A 24,962-nucleotide genomic window follows, 5' to 3' on the forward strand; every position below is an offset into this window, starting at 1 on the left:
ACCCTTACGCCTTGAAGCGCCGGGATGCCCGGCGTTCTGGGGCGGTAACAACCTGATCGGAGTGCAATGATGAAAAGTCGTATGCCCGGCCTCGCGGCCGCAACCATCGTATCGGGGATTTTGCTTGCTCCGCCAGCGTTGGCGGGCGGGATGGCTTATAATTGCACGATCAAGCAAACCGCCGGACCGGGCGGGTGGGTGCCCCGCGATTTGACAATGGTGTTTGATGGACAGGGCAGTGCCAAAATCGTCGACGATCATACGCGGGGCTATAAAGCCGCCCCCCGGCCTGTCCGTGTGCGCCAAAAGGGGGATGCGCTCAAGTTGCGTTGGTCTTACGGGATGATGGCTGATGTCTATGATAACCCCATTCCCTCGTTCATATTCTCGGGCACATTGGACACCAAAACAGGCAAGATCAAAGTGCGCGGCAAGCCTCAGCGATATAGCGAGTCGGTGCGGGGCAACGGCACTTGTGCACTGCGCAAAAACCTTTCTGATAAAGAGGTGAATCGTCTCCTCAGGGGTTGACTTCAGCCCGTTTCGGTCGATGTGTGAGGCACATGCAAAATAACCGAAAGGGCCCTCTCCATGGCTTTTGAACTCCCCGATCTTCCCTACGCCCACGACGCCCTTGCCGCCAACGGCATGAGCGCGGAGACGCTGGAATTCCACCACGACAAGCACCACAACGCCTATGTGGTCAACGGGAACAAGGCGATTGAAGGCACCGAATGGGCTGGCAAATCCCTCGAAGAGATCATCGTTGGCACCTATGACGCCTCTGCCGTCGCACAGAACGGGATCTTCAACAACATCAGCCAGTTGTGGAACCACAACCAGTTCTGGGAGATGATGAGCCCCGGTGAAAGCAAGATGCCCGGTGAGCTGGAAAAAGCCATCGTGGAGAGCTTTGGCTCTGTCGACAAGATGATGGATGACTTCAAAGCCGCAGGCGCGGGCCAGTTCGGTTCTGGCTGGGCGTGGCTGGTCAAGGACGCGGATGGCGGGCTGAAGGTCACCAAGACTGAAAACGGCGTGAACCCGCTGTGCTTTGGTCAGACGGCGCTGCTGGGCTGTGATGTGTGGGAGCATTCCTATTACATTGATTTCCGCAATGCCCGGCCGGGGTATCTGGCGAACTTCCTGGACAATCTGGTGAACTGGGAGAACGTCGCTTCCCGTCTGTAACGGCCAGCGTTGCGCTCCCAGTCACCTACGCCCGCCGCTGTGCGGCAGTCTGGGTGAACTGGGAGAACGTCGCTTCGAGGCTGTAACGGCCAGCGTTGCTCTCCCAGTCACCTACGCCCGCCGTTGTGTGGCAGTCTGGGTGAACTGGGAAAACGTCGCTTCGCGTCTGTAAACAACGCCACGGAAATTTCGAAATTTCCGGCCCGAATTCTTCGAAGAATTCGATGCCTACATCAAGCGTCTCGCCTCACGGCGGGGCGCTTTCCTTTTTGCAACGGGGGGCGGAAACTTTGAAAGTTTCCGGTCAGAATTTTTGAAAAATTCTGCGCTCCCCTCAGCCAAAGTGCGCTTTCAAAGCGGTCAGTGTCGCAGCCGCATCCGGCACTTCGCGCACAAATCCCAACAGGCTTGCATCGGCAAAGCCCCGCGCCACCACATGCGCCAGAAGCTGCATGAAAGGCGTCCAGTATCCATCTGTATTCACGATAAAAATAGGTTTCTCGTGCAGCCCCAGTTGACGCCATGTCAGCGCTTCGAACAACTCGTCCAAAGACCCTGCACCCCCCGGCAAGACCACCACTGCGTCGCAGTTCATGAACATGACTTTCTTGCGCTCGTGCATCGTCTCGGTCACCACATAGGTGGTCAGGTCCGTTTTGCCGACTTCCCAATCCACCAGAAGCTGCGGGATGACGCCAAAGGTGGTCCCGCCCGCCGTCTGCGCCGCCCGCGCCACGCTCCCCATCAGACCCACATCGCCCGCCCCATACACCAGCCGCATCCCCGCCGCCGCCAGCCCGGCTCCCAGCGCTTCGGCCTCGCGGGTGAACGCCGGATCATCGCCGGGACGCGAGCCGCAATAGACGCAGACCGATTTTTGGGGGGCAGGTTGGGTCATTACAGCGCCTTTCACGGAGAAATCATCGACTGAGAGCAGCGGGTCTTTTGACCCCTGTTACCGCCGCTGATAGAAAGCCTCAACCTTGTGGGGGGTGTTGGCATGAGCGGAAGCGGATCAGGTCTGAGTGGTGCGGCCGGCCTGTGGCTGGCGGCGGGCGCCAGCGTCGTCATCGTGGGCGGTGCCGCGTGGTACAGCTTGGGCCGGTCCACGGATGTGTCTCAAGCCGCTCTTGTCCCGACCCAGGCCCCCCCGGTGGCAGCGGCGCCTGCCCCGGACCCCGTGGTGGAGCGTGAAGAATCGGCAGAAGCCGAGCCGCCTGTCGAAACCACCGCCACAGAGGATGTGAGCCCTGCGGAAGACATGGCCCGCTCCGCCCCAGCTCCAGTCCCGGACCCGATCCTGCCTGCCTTTGATGAGGTCCGCCGCGAAGGCGACGGGATGACCATCATCGCCGGTCGGGCCGCCCCCGGTGCGGTCCTGAGCGTGCTGCAAAACGGAGTGGAGGTGACACGTGTCACTGCCGACAGCAGCGGTAAATTTGCCACCTTCCTGATGATCCCGCCCAGTGGCGAGGGCCATGTTTTGAGCCTTGAGCAGATCGTGGACGGGCAGGTGCTGGCCTCTGATGATCAGATCATCCTTGCGCCGATTGCTGTTGCAAAAGCACCGGCAGAGGACACTGCGCAAGAAGACGTCGCCCTTGCCGAAGCGACCCCTGAGCCGGCACCCGCCCCCGAGACGCCCGCTGTCGCCGCCGAAGAACGGCCAACAGAGGAAGCCCCCCCCGCCGAGGTGGTTGCAGAAGCGGTTGAGGTGCCGCGCACGCAAACCACCACCGCTGAGGCGGCACCCCCCTCCGATGCGCCGGATCCCCCCCAGACGACAGTCGCCACCGCACCTGCCACGCCCGCACCGCAGGCCCTTGCAACCGACACCGCTACATCTGCTCCCCAGCCGCCAGCTGACGATCCGCCCGCGCAGCCGGTGGACGTCGCCGTCGCGCAGGTCGACCCGCCTGCCACCCCCAGCGCAACCGCGCGCCCCACACCCGCAGCGCCCACGGCATCCGTGGTGTTGAAATCCACCTCTGACGGGGTGGAACTGCTCAACACCCAGCCGCCTGAGGTGATGAAACGCGTGGCACTCGACACGATCAGCTATTCCGATCTGGGGAATGTGCAGCTGTCGGGCCGTGCGCAGGTGAAAACCCAAAGCGTGCGCGTCTATCTTAACAACGCCCCCATCGCGGACCTTGCGGTGGACGCAGCAGGTCGCTGGCGCGGTGATCTGCCGGACATTGACGAAGGGGTCTATACCCTGCGGGTGGATGAGGTGGCCGCGGACGGCTCTGTCACCAGCCGGGTGGAGACACCGTTCAAACGCGAAGACCCCGCTGTGCTGGTGCAGGCGGCGGCCGATCAGGACGGGCCGCTCAAACGCATCACCGTGCAGCGCGGCAACACGCTCTGGGCGATTGCGCGGGAGCGTTATGGCGATGGGCTGCTCTATGTGCGGGTGTTTCAGGCCAATGCGGATGATATCCGGGATCCGGATCTGATCTATCCCGGACAGGTGTTTGATTTGCCGGACTAGGCCATAAGGGGCTGTGCGGGATCGGCTCTGGCAGCGCGGGAGGATGGGACGGGACTGGGGCCAGCCCCAGACCCCGGGTTTTTTGAACCATTTGGAAGAGGGCGGAGTTGCAGCGATGCGGGCACTGGCAAGTCGGGGTCCTGAGGGCTATGTAACGGTCAACCTTTGGAAAGCCCCAGATGCCAGCCGATACCGCCAGCGCCGACGATACACCCAAAACCGAAGAGCAGCGTGAAGCCGAGGCCCGTCAGGCGGACGCAGCAGAGCGCGAATCCGCCATGCTGGTGTTGCGCAAGGTGGTACCCTACCTGTGGCCCCGCGACATGCCCTGGGTCAAGCGCCGGGTGGTCTGGGCGATGGTGGCACTGGTCATCTCCAAGCTGATTTCGGTCGCCACGCCGCTGTTTTACCGCGATGCGGTGGATGCGCTGTCCGGCGAAGGGGCGCCGATGCTGGCCTTGGGGGCCGTGGGGCTGACCGTGGCCTATGGCATGGCGCGGTTGATGAATGTCGGCTTCCAGCAGCTGCGCGATGCGATCTTTGCCCGCGTGGGCCAGCGCGCCCTGCGGATGCTGGCGCTGGAAACCTTCACCCACATCCACCGTCTGTCCATGCGCTATCACATCGCCCGCAAGACCGGCGGGCTGAGCCGGATCATCGAACGCGGCGTGAAAGGCGTGGAGTTCCTGTTGCGGTTCATGCTGTTCAGCATCGGACCGCTGATCCTGGAACTGGTGATGATCGGGGTGATCCTGACGGTGCTCTTTGACTGGTCCTATCTGGGGGTCGTGGCGCTGACCATTGCGGTCTACGTCTGGTTCACCTTTGCGGTGACCGAATGGCGCGTGCGCCTGCGCCGCAAGATGAACGACCAGGACACCGACGCAAACCAGAAGGCCATCGACAGCCTGCTGAACTACGAAACGGTCAAGTACTTCGCCGCCGAGGAACGTGAGGCCCGCCGCTATGATGCCGCCATGGCGGGCTATGAGGAAGCGGCGATCAAGACCAGCTACTCGCTCGCCTTTCTGAACTTCGGCCAATCGCTGATCATCACCGCAGGGTTGGTGGGCGTGATGGTGATGGCCGCCATCGGGGTGCAGAATGGCACGCTGACGGTGGGCGATTTCGTCATGGTCAACGCCTATATGATCCAGATCACCGTGCCGCTGAATTTCCTTGGCACCGTTTACCGGGAGATCCGGCAGGCGCTGGTGGACATGGGCGAGATGTTCGGCCTGCTGGAGCAACCCGCAGAGATCACCGACAAGCCAGACGCGCCGGACCTGAAGGTAACGGGCGGTCATGTCACGCTGGAGAACCTGAGCTTTGGCTACAACCCGGATCGGCAGATCCTCAAAGGGGTGACGCTGGAAGCCAAACCGGGGGAAACCGTGGCGATTGTCGGCTCCACCGGGTCGGGGAAATCGACCATCGGGCGGCTGCTCTTCCGGTTTTATGACGTGCAGGGCGGGGCCCTGAAGATCGACGGACAAGACCTGAGGAATGTGACCCAGGCCAGCCTTCATCGCGCCATTGGCGTGGTGCCGCAGGACACGGTGCTGTTTAACGACACCGTGCGCTATAACATCGCCTACGGGCGCGACGGGGCCACACAGGCTGAGGTCGAACAGGCCGCGCGGGACGCACAGATCCATGATTTCATCCAGTCCCTGCCGCAGGGCTATGACACCCAGGTGGGAGAGCGCGGGTTGAAGCTGTCAGGTGGCGAGAAACAGCGCGTCGGCATTGCGCGCACGCTGTTGAAGGACCCGCCGATCCTGCTGCTGGATGAGGCAACCTCGGCGCTGGATTCAGAGACGGAGAGCGACATTCAGGACGCCCTGAGCCGCGCCGGGCAGGGGCGCACGGTGTTGACCATTGCCCACCGGCTGTCGACCATCGCGGAGGCCGACAGGATCGTCGTGCTGGAGAAGGGCGAGATTGTCGAGCAGGGCGCGCATGACGCGCTTTTGGCGCAGGACGGGCGCTATGCCCAGTTGTGGCATCGTCAGCAATCCGAGGAAGCCTAGCAGCGCTTGAACGTGGGGGCTGCGTTTTGGGGTGCTGTTGCGCCGGGATATTTTTGGCCAAAAAGAGGGGGCAGGGCAGCGATAGGGTCGCGGGGGCTGTGCTGTGATGCAGGTGTGGCAGGCGCGGGCCGAGAAGGGGAGAGGCCCGGCGCCTGCGGTTGTTTTAGTCGGCGGCGGTGGCTTTGGACGTGAGTTTGTCCAGCGCGCCGGTCATCAACTGGATGTATTTGGCGTCTGTGGGCAGGCCGTGGGTTGCGGCCAGTGTGGCGGGGTTGTGGTAGGTCACATGCACCATGCCGTCGGCATCCGCATAGGCCAGCACCCGCAGCGGCAGATCAAGGCCTGCGGTCTGGCCGTCCAGCATCGCGGGCGTGCCCAGTTTGGGGTTGCCGAAGATCAGCAGTTCGGTGGGGCGCAGTTCCATATCAACCTTTGCCGCACCGCCTGCGTGATCGACGCGGGCAAAGACCGTTGCCCCCGCGCCTTCGACGGCAGCAGCGAGGCGGTCCATGGTAACGCTCACGGAATGGGGGGACATCTTGTGGATCAGCTCGGCTGCGGCGGGCAGGGCCATGGCGGCGGTGACAGCGGCGGCGGCCATCAGGCGTGTGGGCATGCGGGACATATCGGTCTCTCCTTTGAACAATGGCCGGAGCGTAGCAGGGTGAGCGCGCAGCATAAGGGCTGCACGCTCACAATGGCTTGATCGGTGTCATTCCGCCGGGGTGAAGCCCGCAGGGCCTGCATGGGGGGGCAGGTCTGAGGTATCCCAGACGATCTCCTGCGTGCGCGCGCGCCGCGCATCGCGCGCGAGAGACCAGTCCTGTGCCGCGCGGCTGGCCCGGCCCAGCGACATCCGCGCCAGCAGCCGTGCGATCCAGCGCACATAGGTCGTGGCCCAGACCCGGATGGCCAGCATCGAGGGCGTCACCATCAGCGTCAGGACTGTGGCGATGCCGAGGCCGAACACCACAGCCGTGGCCAGCTGTTTCCACCACAGCGCCGTGGGGCTGTCGATGGTATAGCCGCCGTCGGCGAAGTTCAGGCTGATGCCGAACATCATCGGCGCAAGGCCCGCCATGGTGGTGATCGTGGTCAGCAGCACGGGCCGGATACGCGCCTGCGCGGTGCGGATGATCGCCTCGATCCGGGGCATGTAGCGTTCATATTCCTGATAGGTGTCAATCAGGATGATGTTGTTGTTCACCACAATGCCCGCAAGCGCCACAATCCCCGTCCCGGTCATGATGATGGAGAACGTCTGATCCATCACCAGCATGCCGATCAGCACACCCGTGGTGGACAGGACCACCGCCAGCAGCACCAGAATGGCGTTGTAGAAGCTGTTGAACTGCGCCAGCAGGATGATGAACATCAGCCCAAGTGCTGCGGTGAAGGCGGAACTGAGGAAAGCCTGGCTTTCGGCCTGGTCGTCCTGATCGCCGGTCCATTCATAGGTGACACCAAGGGGGAAAGGTTTGGTGTCAAGCCATTTGGTGATCTCGGCAATGCGTTCGTTGGCGTTGACGGGGATGAGGCTGACCTCCCCCTCGCTCACGGCGCGTTCAAGATCGATCAGGGCACCGGCATCGGTTGTGCGCAGGATCCTGTACGCTGTGCCGTCTGGAGCGGTGACATCACCCTCCGCGTCGGTCTCCCGCAATGTGGCCAGGTTGATGCCCAGCGTGCGATCCGTGCCGCCGCTTTCCAGCCGCACAGCTTTGACCAGACCTGCGGCCACATCCGCCTTCACATCGAGGTGACGCTTTTGATCAACCCGGCTGATCTCAGCCAGTTTGGCCACCGGCGTACGGGTGATGAAGTTGCTCAGCGGCACCAGACCGTCGGCGGTGCGCACCTTCAGCGTGTCCAGCGTGGACAGCAGGCGGTCCTCTTCGGGCAGGCGCACGCGGATCTCGATCTCTTCATCCGAGGTATCGACCCGCATCGTATCGAGCAGCAGTCCGCGCGTGACCAGTTGCACCATGGCGCCCACGGTCACAACATCCGCGCCATAGCGGCCGGCTTTCTCGACATCCACGTCGATCTGCCAGTCGATGCCGGGCAGGGGGCGGGTGTCTTCGATCAGGGTCAGACCGGGGGTGCGGTCATATTCCGCCCGCGCGATTTCAGTGGCCGCCAGCAGGTCGGTCCAGCTGTCGGACTTGAGCCGCAGATGCACCGGCTTGCCGGAGGCAGGGCCGCGGTCCTGCGCGAGGATTTCGACGCGGATGCCGGGGATGTCCTGCAAGGACGCCGTCAACTCATCAATGATGGTGTCGCCGTCAAAGGCCGGATCGGATGTTTCGCGCATCACGTCAAAGTTCACGAAAGGCACGGTAAAGAGCGGGGTTTCGCGCACGGGGCGGTCTTCCCAGGCGATTGTTTCAAACTGGATCTGGCCGATGGTGTCCTTGGGGGCGATGGCACCGCCGGTGTTGCTGTCCAGACCGCCTTCGCCGGCAAAGGCAAAGGCCGTTTTCACGCCCGGATGCGCCATGACCACGGCTTCGGCTTTCTCCAGCAGGTGGTCTTTCTCCTCAAGCGAGAGGTTGCCACGGGCAAGGACATAGACAATCGCCTGTTCGGGTTCGGATTCCACGAAGAACTCGACGCCCTTGGAGTTGTTGGAGAAGTAGATCAGCACGCTGCCGACAAAGACAAAGACGGTGCCGGCCATGACCAGCGGCATGATAGGGTTGCCCGCAATAAAGGCAATGACCCGCCCGAAGGGAGAGCGTTTGTACCCTGCGGAGATGCCTTGACGGCTGGCAGGGGTGATCTTGGCCAGAACCCAGCGCCCAAACCGCCCCAGCCGCGTCAAAAGCCCAAGTGCGGCCACAGCGCAGACAAAGGCGATACCCAACACGATGCCCACCACCGCAGAGGTAGCAGCAAGGGTTAAGAACACCTTCAGAAAGGTTGGCGCAACCGATCCGACGATGTTTGCGCCGTCCATAGCGTCAAACAGGCTGTTGATATAGCTGAACGGGAAAGGGGTTGGACTATCTGGTTCGGCAACTGCGGTTGCAGATGGCCCGGTGATCAAGCTGGTTATGAAGCCAAGGATCCCGACAATGATAACGGCCCATACGGCGAGTCCCGGAAGGGCCAGCGGCAGATGTAGATACAGTGGCAGTCTGGAGAAACGCTCCATCATGTTGGAGATCAGGTTCTCCAACCGCCCCGTCACACCGCCCATCACCGGCAGATAGACCAGCGCCACCACCAGCGATGCCGACAGAACGAAGATCAGCGTCACCGGCAGCATACCCATGAACTCCCCCGGCACACCGGGCCAGAACAGCATCGGCAAAAACGCACAAAGCGTCGTCGCGGTGGAGGAGATGATGGGCCAGAACATCCGTTGCGCCGCCTCGACATAGGCGTGCATCGGGCCCGCGCCCTCTTGCTGGCGCTTGTCGGCGTATTCCACCACCACAATCGCGCCATCCACCAGCATCCCCACGGCCAGGATCAGACCAAACATCACGATGTTCGAGATCGAAATGCCCATGAGCGCCAGAAAGGCGAAACACAACAAAAACGACGTGGGGATCGCAAACCCCACCAACAACGCAGCCCGGATGCCAAGGGCGGCCAGCACCACGATCATCACCAGCGCCACAGCGGTAAAGACCGAGCCCAGCAACTGCTGCACCATGGAATCCACGATGCGGCTCTGGTCATTCGAGGTGCCCACGGTCACCGCCGCCTGCAACCCATCGGGCCAACTGGCGGAGCGTGCCTCGACAATCTCTTTCACCTGCGCGGAGGTGTCGATCAGGTTGAAACCCTTGCGTTTGACCACCTGTAGCGCCAGCGTCTTCTCCCCGTTGAAACGGGCCGTGCCGGTGCGGTCCTCGAAGGTCAGGTTGATCTCTGCCAGATCGCCCAGCGTGACCACACGGTCGCCGTTGGTCTTGACGGGCAGGGCATAGACATCGCGCGCTTCGTCAAAGCTGGAGGGGATCTTGACCGCGAATGTGCCGTTGGCTGTCTCCACTTCACCTGCCGCGATCAGCTGGTTGTTGTTCTGCACCACATTGATCAGTTCACCGGCGGTGACGTTGTAGGCCTCCAGCCGCAAAGGATCGATCAGGACTTCAAGCATCTCATCGCGGTTGCCTGCAAGGGCGGCTTCCAGCACGGCATCGAGGCCCTCAAGTTCATCCTGCAAATCCTTGGCTACGCGGGCCATGGTGCGTTCCGGCACCGGGCCGGTGAGGTTCACGATGATGATCGGGAATTCGGAAAAGTTGATCTCGTTGATCGAATAGGTCTCAGCGCCATCGGGAAAGAGCGCCTCGGCCTTGCCCATCGCATCGCGGACATCGGCGATGATCTTGGTCTTGTCCCAGCCGAACTCAAACTCCAGCGCCACACCGGCATAATTCTCCGCCGCGGTGCCGGACATGGTTTTCAACCCATCCAGATCGGACAGTTCCGTCTCCATCGGTTTGACCAGCAGGGTTTCGGAATCCGCGGCCGAGATGCCGGGGAACTGCACGGAAACGAAGAGCGCCGGGATTTCAATGTCCGGCTCCCCTTCCTTGGGCAGGGTGGTGTAGGAATACCCGCCCACCACGAGGCTGAGCAGGATAAAGGCCAGCACCATGCGGGCGCGGGAGGCGGCCCAGTCGACGATGCCGGTCATTGGCTGAGCTCCTCAAAGGTCGGCGCGACCTTGACGCCGGCGGTGACGTATTCCTGACCCACGGTGATGATGTTGGCCGTTGTCGGCAGACCCGTGACCCAGACCCCATCGGCGGTGTCCCGCATGATGCTGACGGGCGCAAAGGCGACGATGTCCCCTTCCTCCAGAAGACGCACACCCAGCGTGCCTTCGTCGTTCAGGGTCAGGGCGGACTGCGGAATGATATGCGCCTCAACCCCGGCAGAGGCGATGGCAATCTCGGCGGTCTGGCCGTCCCGGATCGACAGATCACCGTTATCGACCTCGATCTCCACCCGGAAGGTGCGGGTCTCGGGATCGGCGGCGCGGGAGAGGAACTTGACCTCTCCGACAACCTGTTTGCCACCGGCGGCCAGCCGTGCGCCTGCGCGCGCGCCAAGGGTCACACGGTTCACTTCGGTCTCCGGCACAAATCCCACCAGCTTGATCGGATCAAGCTGGATGATCGTGGCACAGAGCGCGCCGGGTTGCAGCAGGCTGCCCAGCTCCGCCGTGTCGCTTTCCAGCAGGCCGCTGAAGGGGGCCTTGATGGTCAGACGCTCAATTTCCTTTTCCGCCGCGTTCAGGGAGGCTGTCGCCGCTTCAATCCCTGACAGCGCTGCGCGCAGGCCGGAGCTGGCGGTTGTGACACCGGCCTGAGCCGCCGCGACGTTGGCGTCTGCCGTGGCCACGCGAGTCTGGGAGGCAAAACCGTCCTGGATGAGACGGGCTGCCGCGTTCTGGTTGATCATCGCTTCTTCGAGCCGCGCACGGGCTTCTTCCACGCGGGCCTCCGCCTCCGGCACGCGGAACTTCGCCTCTTCCAGACGGGCGCGCCATTCATCGACCGTGGCCTGGCGGGTGCCGGTGTCGAGCTCGCACATCACTTCGCCTTCGCTGATCCGCGCGCCTTTGCGCAGCGGTTCGGACGCCACCACCGCAGAGGTCTCAGAGCGCACATCCACCTGCCGCGCGGCTTCGGTCTGCCCGCGCAGGATCACGGCACTGTCGACCTGCTGCGCGGTCACCTTGCGCGCCACGACCTTGACCAGATTGGCGGCTGGCGCTTCCGCTGCCTCGGACGGGGCGGCATCAACCGTTTCGGGGTCAGGCTGTCCGCCGATGGCGGCTGTCAATTCAGGCCGGGCCAGGATGAAAATTGCCAAAAGCAGCATCACAACCGCTGCGGCGAGAATGGAGAAAATGCGCATGTCGAAACCTCGATCAGAATCCATGCCGCGGCGCAGAATGTCGGGGCATAAGTGGTATGTAGTGTATCACAAGTGAACTGACTAGTTTAGATGCGCAGTTTTTTTGCAAATTTCTGCCAGCGGTAGAGGATCCTTTCCTGCCGACACCCTGCGGTGTCTGCGGCAAAGGAGGACTTGGCTTGGCGCGGTGTGCGGGGTATGAGGGGCAAAATCTCTCCTATGGGCAGGCCGGATGAGCAATACCGACAGTTTTATTGATGAAGTCACCGAAGAGGTGCGCCGCGACCGGCTGTACATGCTGCTGCGCCGGTATGGCTGGATTGCCGCGCTGGTGCTGGCGCTGATCATCGGCGGCGTGGCCTGGCTTGAGGTGCGCAAGGCGCAGGCCCGCGCAGAGGCTGAGGCGCTGGGCGATGCGATGCTGGCGGCCTTGTCGGTGGATGACAGCACGACGCGCGCAGGCGCGCTGGCGGATATCTCCGCCGCGTCGCCGCAGGGGGCGGCTGTTCTGCGGCTGATGACGGCCGCCGAACAGGTGCAGGCGGGAGATCCCGCTGCGGCTGCCGCAACGCTGGAAACACTTGCCCTGGACGGCGATGTGCCCGCCATCTACCGCCAGATTGCGCAGTTCAAGGCGCTGACGCTTCAGGCCGGCACCACCGATGCCGCCACCCGCCGCGTCGCGTTTGAGGCGCTGGCCCAGCCCGGCAACCCGCTGCGCCTGCTGGCGGTTGAGCAACTGGCCCTGATCGACGTTGAGACCGGTGACACGGATGCCGCACTTGAGCGCTATCAGGCGATCCTTGTCGATGCCGAACTCACCCAGGACTTGCAACAACGCGCCCTACAGGTGATTGTGGCGCTGGGGGGCAACCCCGACGCTGGCGCCGCCGGGACCACAGGAACAGACAACTGATCCACGGCCACAGGACGCACCGGGCAGACGGGCAACAAGAACAAGGGCCACGACACAGGCACGTGACAGAATGGGCAGAACGATGAACCAGCACTCTGGATTTGGCAAAAAGACGCTTCTGGGCGCTGCGATGGGAGGCACCCTGCTGCTGACCGCCTGTGCGGAGGACCAGGTATATCTGCCGGGCCTGCGCGAAAACGTGCGGTCGGTTCTGCAAGACCCGCAACTTGCCGCGCCGCTTGAAGGCGAAGTGAAGGCCGAGAACACCAGCCAGCCGATTGCCCTGCCGGCCGCCGCAAACAACGCAAGCTGGGCGCAAAGCCCCGGCACGGCGCAGTTCCGCACCGCCCATCCCGCCCTGCGCGCGGCCCCGCAACTGGCGTGGAGCGCGGACATCGGCGCAGGCGACAGCCGCAAGCAACGCATCACCGCGGCCCCCGTTGTGGCGGGGGGCCGCGTGTTCACGCTGGATGCCGGCGCGCGGGTGACGGCAACCTCGACCTCTGGCGCGACATTGTGGTCACGCGACCTGACACCGCCTGCCGACAGCGAAGGGCAGGGGTCCGGCGGGGGCCTCGCAGTGGAAGGCAACACGCTCTATGTCTCCGTCGGTTTCGGCATCCTTGCCGCACTGGACGTGGAGACGGGCGGCCTGCGCTGGCAGCAGGATCTGGATGCCTCCGGCTCCGGCACGCCAACGATCGTGGGCGATCTGGTCTATCTGACCGGGGGGGACGACACCGGCTGGGCTGTGCGCAAATCCGATGGCAAGGTGCAGTGGCAGGTGGGTGCCAGCACCAGCTATGCCAACGTGCTGGGCGCGCCTGCGCCTGCCGTGACCGATCAATTCGCCATCTTCGGCTTCGGCTCCGGCGAAGTGCGTGCCGTGTTCCGCCGGGGCGGCGTGGCCCGCTGGGATGCTTCTGTTGTGGGCAAACGCCCCGGCCGGGCGCTGTCTTCGCTTTCTGACGTGACCAGCGCGCCTGTGGTGTCTGGCGACACCGTCTATGTCGGCAACCAATCGGGCCGTCTGGCCGCCCTGAACGTGGACAGCGGCAACGCCCGCTGGACCGCCCGCGACGGCGCGGTGCGCCCGGTCTGGCCCGTGGGTGGCAGCGTCTTTGCGATCACCGATCTGAACGAACTTGTCCGTCTGGACGCCAGCGACGGCAGCCGCATCTGGGGCGTGCCGCTTGAGAAATTCGTCAAGGAAAAGCCCAAGCGCCAGTCCGAGGTCTATGCCCACCACGGGCCCATCGTGGCCGGAGGCCGGGTGATCGTCGCCTCCAACAACGGCGTGCTGCGCAGCTTTGATCCGGTCAGCGGTGCGCTGGTAGGGGCGGTGGAAATCCCCCATGGCGCGACCACGCAACCGGTTGTGGCAGGGGGTACGCTTTATGTCGTCTCCACCAAGGGGCAATTGCACGCCTTCCGCTAAGGGGCTATAGCGCGCGTCTGAGCGGGCCATACCGGGCCGCCAACCCTGTGAGCCGTCATGTCCTTTACCCTCGCCATTGTGGGCCGCCCGAATGTGGGCAAATCCACACTCTTCAACCGCCTTGTGGGCAAACGTCTGGCTTTGGTCGATGACCAGCCGGGGGTGACGCGCGACCTGCGCGAAGGCGCCGCACGGCTGGCGGATCTGCGGTTCACCGTGGTCGACACCGCCGGATTGGAAGAGGTGACCGACGACAGCCTTCAGGGCCGCATGCGCCGTTTGACGGAACGGGCGGTGGACATGTGCGACATTTGCCTTTTCATGGTGGATGCCCGCACGGGGATCACGCCGTCGGATCTGGTCTTTGCCGACATCCTCCGCAAGCGGAGCAAGCAGGTGATCCTCGCCGCGAACAAAGCCGAAGGCCGCGCGGCCGAAGCGGGCGTGATGGAGGCCTATTCGCTGGGTCTGGGCGATCCGATCAGCCTGTCCGCAGAGCACGGCGAAGGTTTAACAGACCTCTATAACGTCTTGATGCCATTGGCAGATGCCTTTGCGGAGAAGGCGCAGGACGACGCGCCTGAAACGGACGTGGACCTCGACGAAGACGGTGATGAATTTGCCGTCCCGCAGCCCACAAACGCCAAACCGTTGCAGGTGGCCGTGGTGGGCCGCCCGAACGCTGGCAAATCCACCCTGATCAACCAGATCGTTGGGGAGGACCGCCTGCTGACCGGACCGGAAGCGGGGATCACCCGTGATGCCATCTCCCTGCGCACGGAATGGCAGGGTGTGCCGATGCGGATTTTCGACACCGCAGGCATGCGCAAGAAAGCCAAGGTGCAGGAGAAGCTGGAAAAGCTCAGCGTCAGCGACGGCCTGCGCGCGGTGAAATTCGCCGAAGTGGTGATCGTGCTGCTGGACGCGGAAATCCCCTTTGAGCAACAGGACCTGCGCATCGCCGATCTGGCCGAACGGGAAGGCCGCGCGGTGGTCGTCGCGGTGAACAAATGGGACATCGAGGAAGACCGTCAGGCCAAGCTCAAGGACCTCAAAGAATCATTCGAACGCCTGCTGCCGCAACTGCGCGGCGCGCCGCTGATCACGGTGTCGGCCAAGACGGGCCGGGGCATGGACCGCCTGCACGACGCGGTGATGCGCGCCTATGAGGTGTGGAACCGCCGGGTCACAACCGCGCAGCTGAACCGCTGGCTCACCGGCATGCTGGAACAGCACCCGCCGCCCGCACCGCAGGGCAAACGCATCAAACTGCGCTACATGACGCAGGCCAAGACGCGCCCCCCCGGTTTCGTGGTGATGTGCAGCCACCCTGACAAAGTGCCCGACAGCTATAACCGCTATCTTGTCAATGGCTTACGGCTCGACTTTGACATGCCGGGCACGCCCATCCGGCTGTGGATGCGCGGCCAGAATGACGCCAACCCCTACAAGGGCCGCAAGAAAGCCGCGCCCTCGAAGCTGCGCAAACACACGCAGGGGCGGCGCAAGGACTGAAGCGATTACGCCCGCTGATAGGCCCGCACTGTCGGCCAGAGCATGAACACCGCCCCGCCCAGGGCCAGATAGGCCACCGGCGGGGTCACTCCCCAATTCTCCACCACCACGGCCACCAGCGCCCAGATCACCGCGATGCCATAGGTCGGCACCCGGCGCAGCGCGGATTGCACCACCACCGCCAGCACAATCGCAAGGCCCACAAACACCATCGCCGCCGTGACCTCATCCATCACGCCATAGCCCGCTGCCAGCAATCCCAGCGACACACAAGACGCCGCTGACAGCCACCCGGCATAGAGCCCCACTGGCCATGCGGCCCAGACCACATCATAGCGCGGCGCAATGAACAGCGCGGCCAGCGCGCTCAGCAACATCACCCAGATCAGCACCGACGCCCAGACCGGGCTGGCCACCGCCACAGCCAGCCAGACCGTGCCCACGGCGAGCGACAGACACAGCGGCAGGCGCATGTCATGCCACTGCCCATCGCGCGGCGCGCGCAGCATCCCCCAGGCCATGCCGAGCGTCAGCCAAAGGTAAATCAGCCCCCAGATCGAAAACGCATAGCCCGCAGGCTGCACCGGCGGGTCCTCTTGCGGGACGGGGAACTGGTTGGGATCAAAGCCGTCAAAATCCAGCACCACGAAGGGGGAGACGGCAAATGCGATGGCCAGCAGGAGGGTAAGCAGGGCAAGGCCCGGGCGCAGCAGCGCAGACATGGTTGAACCTTTTTGTTCAGTACAGCCAAACAGGTAGCAGCCCCGCCCCCCATGTCAAAGAGTAGTACTTGGTCTCATGCGTTCATGGACGCGCACTTAATTGGCGGCACATTGCGCAACCCTTTTTTGGCTGGCTGCGGTGTCCGCATTTATGAGCTGCGAGAACGTCATACTGGCGGTCAGGCAGGCTCTTTCAAAAGGACTATTTTCACGGAATTGGCTCATGTTGAAGATCTGTATGTCGACGTCTCTTTCACCGTTGAGCTCTATCTTCAGATTGGTAAGTGCTTCGAGACGCGTGGACTCTCGAAGCGTCTTTGCAGCAGGGCTCCGTATCGCCTGAAGCACACCATCGGGCAACTGCTTGAGTTCGGACTTTCCGGCGACAAAGAAGATCCAGACGTCAGCCGCGAAGAAGGAAGTCCAGGTCTCATGCTTCTGACTGAATTCGATCTGTCCATTCCCAAGCGTCTCGAGTTCTTCGATGAAACCGAGGGGAGGGTGTTGAACGGACACGACAACACTGGGAACCGCCTCCGCAGCCGATGCAGTGTGATGCTCGAAAGCAAAGCAGGAACATGCAGCAAGTGCGAGGTATGCAGCGCGGGTAGCGAAGGATCTGTGGGCCATCTTGTCCCCTATAACGTCCTGCACCGTCGCTTAAAGTACCCGCGCGCGGCCCGTCAATGGCATATTGATTGCCCAAACGATACCTTTGCCGCGTAGTGCAACGCGCAGCACCCACGTCAGGGCAATCCCTGCGTGTTCTGCGTCTATCGGAAAGGCCGTTGATAAAAAGGCGGCGCCGCCGTTCGGATGTCTGAGCAGGGTGTCCCCCGCACGTGTAACGTCAAACGTGAGCCCCCGTCACGGGGCCTCTATCCTAAAGTGCGGACGGGGTGGAAAGCCCCGCCTGCGGTCATCGCGATGAGGACGGGTTCTACCCAAAACACCCTAAGAACCCGTAGTGCCCGCGTTCTCCCCTTGCGGGCACCACGCAACAGCCAGAGGCCACGTCAGACACCCTGCCACCGCCCTGGCCCCTCTTTTTGGCCAAAAATATCCTAGTGCCCCGTCCGCCAAGCAGCGCGACAAAACCTGTAGCGTGCTACACCAGCACCCCATCCGCGCTGAGCGTCGTCTTACCGCCCAGATAGCGCCCCAGCACCTCCGGCAACACCACAGACCCGTCCGCGCGCTGGCCATTCTCCAGCACCGCGATCAGGCACCGCCCTACCGCCAGACCGGAGCCATTAAGCGTATGCACAAACTGCGGCTTGCCGCCGTCGGCAGGCTTGAACCGCGCATTCATGCGCCGCGCCTGAAAATCCCCGGTGGTGGAGACGGAGGAAATCTCCCGGTAGGTTGCCTGCCCCGGCACCCAGGCTTCAATGTCAAACGTCCGCCGCGCGCCAAAGCCCATGTCGCCGGTGCACAGGATCACCGTGCGGTAGGCAATGCCCAGCCGCTCCAGAATATCCTCGGCACAGCGCAACATGCGCTGCTGTTCGGCCTCGCTCTCATCGGGATGGGTGATGGAGACCATCTCCACCTTCTCGAACTGGTGCTGGCGCAGCATGCCAGCGGTGTCACGCCCCGCGCTGCCCGCCTCGGAGCGGAAGCAGAGCGTATGCGCGGTGTAGCGGCGGGGCAGGGTGGCCGCCTCGACCACCTGATCGGCTGCCGTATAGGTCAGCGGCACTTCGGAGGTGGGCACCAGCCACATGCCCTCTTCGGTGCGGTAGCTGTCTTCGCCGAACTTGGGCAGTTTGTCGGTGCCGTACATCGCCTCATCGGTGACCAGCACGGGCGGGTTCACTTCCGTCAGGCCGTTTTCATCCACATGGGTGTCGATCATGAACTGCGCCAGCGCGCGGTGGATGCGGGCCACGGCACCGGACAGCACCACAAAGCGGCTGCCGGAAATCTTCGCAGCGGTCTCGAAATCCATCGACGCTGCCACGCCCTTGATCTCGAAATGCTCAACGGGATCAAAGTCGAAGTTGGGTTTGCCGCCCCATGTGCGCACCTCGACGTTGTCGTTTTCATCAGCGCCCTGCGGCACGTCTTCGGCCGGGCTGTTGGGCAGCCGGGCGAGCATGTCCGTCAGCTGCGCGTCCAGCGCCTTGGCTTCCGCCTGCATCTCGGCCACTTCGGCCTTTTTCTCGGACACCAGCGCGCGCAGGCGTTCGAATTCCGCCTCATCGCCACTGGCCTTGGCGGCCCCGACAGATTTGGAGGCCTTGTTCTGCTCGGCCTGTGCCGCCTCAGCCGCGGCGATCTTGGCGCGGCGGGCCGTGTCGAGCGCCAGCACCTCCGAGGACACCGGCGCATCCCCGCGGCGCGCGAGTGCGGCGTCCAGAGCGTCAGGGTTTTCGCGGATGGCGCGGATGTCGTGCATGGGTTTCTTCCTTGAAGGGCTGTGTCGCCCCATCTTTTAGCGAAACTTGCGGGAAGGGACAGCAGAGATTTGCCGCAACCCTCAACCGCCGCGCGGGGTGCCGGACAGGGCCGCCACCGTCTCGCGCAGCCAGCGGTCGGGTGGGGCGGTCAAGGCGGTGGTCTCCTCTCCCGTGCCCAGCCGCGCCACCAGCACCCCCGCAACCCGCCAGCCTGCGGGCCTGCGCAGCAGCGCCGGGCCGCCGGAATTGCCCGACACCACAGGACAGCCCAGCTCCATCTGCCGGTTCAGGCGGCCCTGCCGGAGCGGGCAATCGAAGTGGCCCACAGGGGCCAGCGTGCCGCTGCGCAGAAAGCCGATTGTGGCAAACTGTGTGGCATTGCGCGCCTCCCCCTCCAGCAAGGGAAGCGGGCGCACGACACTGGCGGGCAGCGGGCGCGCCAGATGCAGCAATGCCAGATCCACCGCAAACCGCGCCATGCCCTCACGTTCGGCATAGGCGGGATGGATGTGGATGGCGCGCGATGGCACAGCGGCCCGCGCCCGCGGTCCCAGCCCACCGGGCATGAACCAGCGCGTGCCGACCGCATCGCCAACGCAATGCGCCGCCGTCAGCACCAGATCAGGCGCAATCAGCGTGCCGGTGCATCCCCTGTCGCCCAGCGGCCCTTCGCTGTTGACCACACCCACGGCGGCGAACATCGCAGCTTCCGCAGGACGCAGGGGTTCAACGGTCTGCGCCCCCAGCGGCAGGGCGCAGAGCAGGGCCAGCGCCGTCAGGGCGTTGCGCCACATGTTCATCTGATCTCCCCCCGGCGGACATCGCACGAAGGGCAGACTGCCTCTTTCCCGGTGACCTGCCAAGGCCCCATCATATCTCCACTCAAACCCCGCCGGATCGCCTTGCATTGGCCTGCGCCCGCGCATAGGTTCTGCCAAACGCAGCGGGGGGCCAAGCCCCACCTGCCGCAGCCCTGAGACAAGAGGACCCCCATGCAAGGCATCGAGCAATTTATCCCGCTGATCCTGATTTTCGCGATCATGTACTTCCTGCTGATCCGGCCCCAGCAAAAGAAGGTGAAGGAACATGCCGCCATGGTGGCCGCGCTGCGCCGGGGGGATCAGGTGGTCACGCAGGGCGGGGTGATTGGCAAGGTTGTCAAAGTCAAGGATGACGGTGAAGTCGAAGTGGAAATCGCCGACGGTGTCAAAGTCCGCGTGGTCCAGTCCACCATCGCCACCGTGGTGTCCAAGACCGAACCCGCCAAATAAGCGCGCGGGGCCACACCGCCCCACGCCGCGACGACCCGCAAGCTGAAAAGGCGGACCGATGATTCAGATTGACCTGTGGAAACGGATTGCCATTGTCCTGACCTGCGCCGTGGGCCTGTGGCTGGCGATGCCCAACCTCTTTTACACACCTGTTGAGCAACACAACGACGCGGCAAAGGAGATTGAGCTGTCAGGTGCCACGCCTGAACTGGAAGCACAGGTGGCGCTCTGGCCGGAATGGATGCCGTCGGGTCTGGTCAACCTTGGCCTTGATCTGCGCGGCGGTGCGCATCTGCTGGCCGAAGTGCGGCTGGCGGAGGTCTATGCTGCCCGCATGGAAGCGCAATGGCCCGAGGTGCGCGACGCCCTGCGCAGCATTTCCCCTGTCCGGCGGCAGGAATCACCCTCCGATGAGCTGCGCGTGCGCTTGCAGGACCCCACCAAGATGGCCGAAGCGCTGGCTGTTGTACGCGATTTGGCGCGGCCCGTACCGTCCATCACCGGCATCGCGGCAAACGACATTGACGTGAACGGCGCGGATGGGATCATCACCATCACCCTGTCAGAGGCCGAACGCACCTCCACCGATGAACGCACGATGCAGCAATCGCTGGAGATCATCCGCCGCCGCATCGACGAAGTGGGCACACGGGAGCCCACCATTCAACGGCAGGGCGCGGACCGGATCCTCATTCAGGTGCCTGGTGTCGGCTCAGCCGCTGAGTTGAAAGCGATCATTGGCACCACCGCGCAGCTGACCTTCAACCCGGTGGTCAGCCGCGGCACGGATGAGAATGCCAATCCCGGCATCGGCAACAAGATCGTGCCGTCGATTGATGAGCCGGGGGCGTTCTACACCATCGAATCCGCTGCCGTCGTGACAGGTGAAGAACTGGTCGATGCACAGCCTGCCTTTGACCAGAACGGCTCCCCTGCGGTGAACTTCCGCTTTAACACCTCCGGCGCGCGCAAATTCGGCGACTACACGGCTGAGAACATTGGCGCGCCCTTTGCCATCGTGCTCGATGACGAGGTGATCAGCGCCCCCACCATCCAGAGCCATATTCCGGGCGGGTCCGGCATCATCACCGGGAATTTCACGGTCGAGGAATCGACCAATCTGGCCGTGCTGCTGCGCGCGGGTGCCTTGCCTGCGGGCCTCGACTTTCTGGAAGAACGCACCATCGGCCCGGAACTGGGCCAAGACAGCATCGACGCAGGCAAGGTCGCGACCATCGTGGCCTTCGTCGCGGTGCTGTTCTTCATGTTCGTCAGCTATGGCCTCTTCGGGATCTTCGCCAACATCGCGCTGATCATCAACGTGGGCCTTCTCTTTGGCTTGCTGAGCCTCATCGGCGCGACCCTGACCCTGCCCGGCATTGCGGGGATCGTGCTGACGGTGGGGATGGCCGTGGACGCCAACGTGCTGATTTTCGAGCGTATTCGCGAGGAACTCAAAACCGCCAAAGGCCCCGCCCGCGCGATCTCCCTTGGCTATGAAAAAGCGCTGAGCGCGATCATCGACGCCAACATCACCACGCTGATCACCGCAACGATCCTCTTTGCCATGGGCTCCGGCCCGGTGCGGGGTTTTGCGATCACGCTGGGGCTGGGCATCATCACGTCGGTCTTTACGGCGATTTTCGTGACCCGCCTGATGGTGGTGATCTGGTTCGAGGCCAAGCGGCCCAAAACGGTTGAGGTCTGATCCATGCGTTTGCGTCTCTTTAAAGAAGCACCGAACTTCGACTATTTCTCCCGCTGGAAACTATGGCTGGGCATTTCGGGCGTGATGATGGTGGTGGCGCTGGTGTCCTTCCTGTTGCAGGGCCTGAATTTCGGCATCGACTTCCGTGGCGGCACCACGATCCGCACCGAAAGCACGCAGACCATCGACATCGGCGAATACCGCGCCGCGATGGAGGCGCTGGAACTGGGCGACATCACCATTACGGAAGTGTTCGATCCGTCTTTCCGCGAAGATCAGAACGTCGCGATGATCCGCATTCAGGCGCAGGACGATCAGGAAGCCGTGACGGTGGAGACCATCGAAGCCGTGGAAGGCGCGTTGAAAGCGGTGCGCCCGGACATCAAGTTTGTCTCGGTGGAATCGGTGGGCCCCAAGGTTTCAGGCGAGTTGATCCAGACTGCGGCGATTGCCGTGATCCTCGCCATTGGGGCCGTCCTGATCTACATCTGGCTGCGGTTTGAATGGCAGTTTGCGGCAGGCGCGGTGCTGGCGCTGGTGCATGACGTGCTGTTGACCATCGGTATCTTTTCAGAACTCCAGATCCGGTTCGATCTGGCGATCATCGCGGCGCTGCTGACCATCGTGGGCTATTCGCTGAACGACACCGTGGTGGTGTTCGACCGGGTGCGGGAGAACCTGCGCAAGTACAAGAAACGCCCGCTGGCCGAGGTGCTGAACCTGTCGATCAATGAGACGATGGCGCGGACCTTCATGACGTCCTTCACCACGCTGCTGGCGCTGATCGCGCTCTTTGTGCTGGGCGGCGACGTGATCCGGGGCTTCGTCTTCGCGATGATCTGGGGTGTGATCATCGGGACCTATTCGTCGATCTTCGTGGCTTCCGCGATCCTGCTCTACTTCGGGGTCAAGCGCGACTGGTCCAAACCTGACGCCAACGCCGGGAACCAATACGCCAACATTGATGCCTGATTTCATCGCCCTGACCGGATCGGTTTCCGGACTGATCTGGCTGGTCGGCGCGGTGTTTGTGGCGGGGCTGGTGCGCGGCTTTGCCGGTTTCGGCTCTGCGATGATCATCATGCCGGTGGCCTCCTCCGTGCTGGAGCCGGTGCAGGCGGTGATCTTTCTGGTCGCGGCAGAACTGCTGGGGCCGCTGCCCAACCTGCCGTCGGCCCTGCGCGTGGGCAAACCGCGCGAGGTGGGCAAGCTGATGCTGGGGGCGGTCGTGGCGCTGCCCGTGGGGCTGTGGTGCCTGACGCGGGTGGACCCGCTGATGTTCGGCTGGGCGATCTCCGTGATTGTGTTGTTCCTGCTGATCCTGCTGGTCACCGGCTGGCGCTACGCCGGGCGGCTGACGCAGCCTTTGGTGGTGGGCACTGGCGCGCTGGGCGGCTTCATGACCGGGTTCTCCGGCATTCCCGGCCCGCCGGTGATCATGCTCTACATGGCGTCGCGCCTGCCGATTGCGGTGATCCGCGCGAATTTCCTGCTCTATCTGCTGGCCATCGACATCGTGCTTTTCCCGGTGCTCTGGGCCGCGGGGATCATGGTCTGGCCTGCCTTCCTGCTGGGCCTGTTGGTGGGCATTCCCAACCTGATCGCCAATGTGATCGGCGCGCGGCTCTTTGATCCCGACGCGGAGCGGCTTTTTCGCATGGTGGCCTATATCGTCATTGCTGCATCGGCTATATTGGGCCTGCCGCTGTGGAAAGGATAAGCGATGCGCCTCAATGAGATTGTCTTCACCGATGCCAAACCCGTCGAAGGCTACGGGCCGGGGTTTTTCCGCATTGGCGGTCAGGTGATCAACGGCGCGATGCTGGTCGGGCCGGAGGGCACCGGGCCCTGGGGCGGGTTTGAGGATATCGAGCCGCTGCTGGCCATGGCGGGGGCGGTGGATGTGCTGTTTGTGGGCACGGGCGCGGATGTGGCACATCTGCCCGATGATCTGCAACGCGCGCTCGACGCCGCAGGGATCGGGGTGGAGGCGATGGCATCCCCCGCCGCCTGCCGCACCTACAACGTGCTGCTCAGCGAAGGGCGGCGCATCGCGCTGGCCCTGTTGCCGGTTTGAGTTGCCCCTTTGCCGCTGAGCATTCATGACCTGACCCTTGCGCGCGGGGGCGTACCGGTGCTGACGGGCGTGTCGCTGTCGCTGCAACCGGGCCGCGCGCTGATCCTGCGGGGGCCGAACGGGTCGGGCAAGACGACGCTTTTGCGGACGATTGCAGGGCTGGCGCCGCCGCTGTCAGGAACCATTGAGGGCGCGGAGGACCGGGTGGCCTATGCCGCCCACGCCGACGGGCTGAAAGCGATGCTGAGCGTGACGGAGAACCTCACCTTCTGGGCCTCGGTCTTTGGTCAGATCGACATCAATGTCGCGCTGGAAGCCTATGATTTGCATGCCTTAAAGGATCGTTTGGCAGGCACGCTTTCAGCAGGGCAAAAGCGCCGGCTGGGGCTGGCGCGGCTCTTGGTCACGGGGCGGCCCGTCTGGGTGCTGGATGAACCGACGGTATCGCTCGACGCGCAGGCGGTTGCGATGTTCGCCGCGGCGGTGCGCGGGCATCTGGAAGGCGGCGGTTCCGCCCTGATTGCCACCCATATTGATCTGGGGTTGAGCGAGGCGGATGTCCTCGACATCTCTCCCTTCCGCGCGGCGGATGGCGCGCTGGTGGGCGCAAGCGACGAGGCTTTCCTGTGATCGCCCTGCTGCGCCGCGACCTGACGCTGGCCCTGCGGGCAGGCGGCGGGTTCGGGTTGGGGCTGGCGTTTTTCCTGATCGTGACGGTGCTGGTGCCCTTTGGCGTCGGCCCGCAGGCCGCCACGCTGAGCGTGATCGCACCGGGCATCCTGTGGATCGGCGCGCTGCTGGCCTGCCTGCTGTCGCTCGACCGTCTGCTGGCGCTGGATTACGAGGATGGCACGCTGGATCTGCTGGCCACCGCGCCGCTGCCACTGGAAGCGGCCCTCAGCATCAAGGCGCTGGCCCATTGGCTGACGACGGGGTTGCCGCTGGTGCTGGCCGCCCCGGTGCTGGGCATCCTCCTGAGCCTGCCGGGGCCGGGGTATCTGTGGCTGGTGGTGTCGCTGGCGCTGGGCACGCCTGCGCTGTCGGTGATCGGCACCTTCGGCGCGGCGCTGACGGTGGGGATCAAACGCGGCGGGCTGTTGTTGTCGCTGCTGGTGCTGCCGCTTTATGTGCCGACGCTGATCTTTGGCGCGGAGGCCGCGCGGCGCGGCGCGCTGGGGCAGGACCCGTCGACATCGCTGCTGCTGCTTGCAGGGATCACGCTGGCCACGATCGCGCTGATGCCCTTTGCCAGTGCTGCGGTGCTGCGGATGGGGCTGCGATGAAGCGTCGCTGGCATTTTTGTGCATTG

The 24,962-nt window shown here is 63.6% G+C and carries 22 protein-coding genes; 14 read left to right on the forward strand and 8 right to left on the reverse strand.

The genetic code is table 11. The features are described from left to right. Window positions 1-66 precede the first annotated feature (66 nt). A complete protein-coding gene (locus Q1A91_RS15555) occupies window positions 67-531 on the forward strand; it encodes a hypothetical protein (protein ID WP_299879318.1) in 465 nt (154 codons plus the stop codon). Window positions 532-591: 60 nt separating this feature from the next. After that, window positions 592-1,191, forward strand: coding sequence for a superoxide dismutase (locus tag Q1A91_RS15560; protein ID WP_299879320.1), 600 nt, complete (start codon window positions 592-594; stop codon window positions 1,189-1,191). Window positions 1,192-1,525: 334 nt separating this feature from the next. Here the strand turns inward: Q1A91_RS15560 and Q1A91_RS15565 are convergent, their stop codons facing one another. Beyond that, window positions 1,526-2,089 (reverse strand): TIGR00730 family Rossman fold protein, encoded by a 564-nt coding sequence (locus Q1A91_RS15565; protein ID WP_299879323.1) that lies wholly within the window; start codon window positions 2,087-2,089, stop codon window positions 1,526-1,528. A gap of 102 nt (window positions 2,090-2,191) precedes the next feature. Here Q1A91_RS15565 and Q1A91_RS15570 point away from each other — a divergent pair, with 102 nt between their 5' ends. Both Q1A91_RS15570 and Q1A91_RS15575 read left to right on the forward strand, forming a co-directional pair. Beyond that, window positions 2,192-3,685 carry a LysM peptidoglycan-binding domain-containing protein gene (locus Q1A91_RS15570; RefSeq protein ID WP_299879325.1) on the forward strand — a complete coding sequence of 498 codons (1,494 nt, stop codon included), beginning with the start codon at window positions 2,192-2,194 and terminating at the stop codon, window positions 3,683-3,685. A 278-nt stretch (window positions 3,686-3,963) separates the two neighbouring features. Next, on the forward strand, window positions 3,964-5,718 hold the full coding sequence (locus Q1A91_RS15575) for an ABC transporter ATP-binding protein/permease (RefSeq protein WP_299879485.1): 1,755 nt from the start codon (window positions 3,964-3,966) through the stop codon (window positions 5,716-5,718). 163 nt (window positions 5,719-5,881) lie between these two features. Here Q1A91_RS15575 and Q1A91_RS15580 read toward each other — a convergent pair whose 3' ends face one another. From Q1A91_RS15580 to Q1A91_RS15590, 3 genes are all read right to left on the reverse strand, one after another. Continuing rightward, a complete protein-coding gene (locus Q1A91_RS15580) occupies window positions 5,882-6,334 on the reverse strand; it encodes a DUF302 domain-containing protein (protein ID WP_299879488.1) in 453 nt (150 codons plus the stop codon). 96 nt (window positions 6,335-6,430) lie between these two features. Further along, entirely contained in the window at window positions 6,431-10,375 is a 3,945-nt protein-coding gene (locus tag Q1A91_RS15585) for an efflux RND transporter permease subunit (protein WP_299879326.1), read from the reverse strand. Then, window positions 10,372-11,604, reverse strand: coding sequence for an efflux RND transporter periplasmic adaptor subunit (locus tag Q1A91_RS15590; RefSeq protein WP_299879491.1), 1,233 nt, complete (start codon window positions 11,602-11,604; stop codon window positions 10,372-10,374). Before Q1A91_RS15590 ends, Q1A91_RS15585 begins: the two co-directional genes overlap by 4 nt. A 232-nt stretch (window positions 11,605-11,836) precedes the next feature. On the opposite strand from Q1A91_RS15590, the gene Q1A91_RS15595 reads away from it, so the two are divergent. The 3 genes from Q1A91_RS15595 (at window position 11,837) to der (ending at window position 15,473) form a co-directional block, all read left to right on the forward strand. After that, window positions 11,837-12,520, forward strand: a complete 684-nt coding sequence (locus Q1A91_RS15595; RefSeq protein WP_299879327.1) for a hypothetical protein — start codon at window positions 11,837-11,839, stop codon at window positions 12,518-12,520. Window positions 12,521-12,602: 82 nt separating this feature from the next. Beyond that, window positions 12,603-13,958, forward strand: coding sequence for a PQQ-like beta-propeller repeat protein (locus Q1A91_RS15600; protein ID WP_299879330.1), 1,356 nt, complete (start codon window positions 12,603-12,605; stop codon window positions 13,956-13,958). Window positions 13,959-14,015: 57 nt separating this feature from the next. Beyond that, window positions 14,016-15,473, forward strand: coding sequence for a ribosome biogenesis GTPase Der (der, locus tag Q1A91_RS15605; RefSeq protein WP_299879332.1), 1,458 nt, complete (start codon window positions 14,016-14,018; stop codon window positions 15,471-15,473). Between the two features lie 5 nt (window positions 15,474-15,478). Here the strand turns inward: der and Q1A91_RS15610 are convergent, their stop codons facing one another. From Q1A91_RS15610 to Q1A91_RS15625, 4 genes are all read right to left on the reverse strand, one after another. Beyond that, entirely contained in the window at window positions 15,479-16,195 is a 717-nt protein-coding gene (locus Q1A91_RS15610) for a hypothetical protein (protein ID WP_367278684.1), read from the reverse strand. Window positions 16,196-16,291: 96 nt separating this feature from the next. Then, window positions 16,292-16,825: a hypothetical protein gene (locus Q1A91_RS15615; RefSeq protein WP_299879333.1), complete on the reverse strand. Its 534-nt coding sequence runs from the start codon at window positions 16,823-16,825 to the stop codon at window positions 16,292-16,294. A gap of 478 nt (window positions 16,826-17,303) precedes the next feature. Next, on the reverse strand, window positions 17,304-18,596 hold the full coding sequence (gene serS / locus Q1A91_RS15620; protein ID WP_299879335.1) for a serine--tRNA ligase: 1,293 nt from the start codon (window positions 18,594-18,596) through the stop codon (window positions 17,304-17,306). Window positions 18,597-18,677: 81 nt separating this feature from the next. After that, window positions 18,678-19,397 carry a trypsin-like serine protease gene (locus Q1A91_RS15625; protein WP_299879338.1) on the reverse strand — a complete coding sequence of 240 codons (720 nt, stop codon included), beginning with the start codon at window positions 19,395-19,397 and terminating at the stop codon, window positions 18,678-18,680. 192 nt (window positions 19,398-19,589) lie between these two features. Here Q1A91_RS15625 and yajC point away from each other — a divergent pair, with 192 nt between their 5' ends. Genes yajC through ccmB form a run of 7 tightly spaced genes read left to right on the forward strand, consistent with a single transcriptional unit; the run spans window position 19,590 to window position 24,936 of the window. Next, complete coding sequence (gene yajC, locus Q1A91_RS15630) at window positions 19,590-19,868, forward strand: preprotein translocase subunit YajC (RefSeq protein ID WP_299879341.1); 279 nt, start codon at window positions 19,590-19,592, stop codon at window positions 19,866-19,868. Between the two features lie 58 nt (window positions 19,869-19,926). Continuing rightward, entirely contained in the window at window positions 19,927-21,576 is a 1,650-nt protein-coding gene (secD, locus tag Q1A91_RS15635) for a protein translocase subunit SecD (RefSeq protein WP_299879343.1), read from the forward strand. A gap of 3 nt (window positions 21,577-21,579) precedes the next feature. Continuing rightward, window positions 21,580-22,548 carry a protein translocase subunit SecF gene (gene secF, locus Q1A91_RS15640; protein ID WP_299879346.1) on the forward strand — a complete coding sequence of 323 codons (969 nt, stop codon included), beginning with the start codon at window positions 21,580-21,582 and terminating at the stop codon, window positions 22,546-22,548. Then, window positions 22,541-23,296, forward strand: a complete 756-nt coding sequence (locus Q1A91_RS15645) for a sulfite exporter TauE/SafE family protein (RefSeq protein ID WP_299879348.1) — start codon at window positions 22,541-22,543, stop codon at window positions 23,294-23,296. Before secF ends, Q1A91_RS15645 begins: the two co-directional genes overlap by 8 nt. Window positions 23,297-23,299: 3 nt before the next feature. After that, entirely contained in the window at window positions 23,300-23,653 is a 354-nt protein-coding gene (locus Q1A91_RS15650; protein WP_299879350.1) for an Mth938-like domain-containing protein, read from the forward strand. Window positions 23,654-23,662: 9 nt separating this feature from the next. Next, entirely contained in the window at window positions 23,663-24,283 is a 621-nt protein-coding gene (gene ccmA, locus Q1A91_RS15655) for a heme ABC exporter ATP-binding protein CcmA (RefSeq protein ID WP_299879353.1), read from the forward strand. Then, on the forward strand, window positions 24,280-24,936 hold the full coding sequence (gene ccmB, locus Q1A91_RS15660) for a heme exporter protein CcmB (RefSeq protein WP_299879355.1): 657 nt from the start codon (window positions 24,280-24,282) through the stop codon (window positions 24,934-24,936). Before ccmA ends, ccmB begins: the two co-directional genes overlap by 4 nt. Window positions 24,937-24,962 lie beyond the last annotated feature (26 nt).

The sequence above is a fragment of the uncultured Sulfitobacter sp. genome, from assembly GCF_947500075.1.
GTDB lineage: Bacteria > Pseudomonadota > Alphaproteobacteria > Rhodobacterales > Rhodobacteraceae > Sulfitobacter.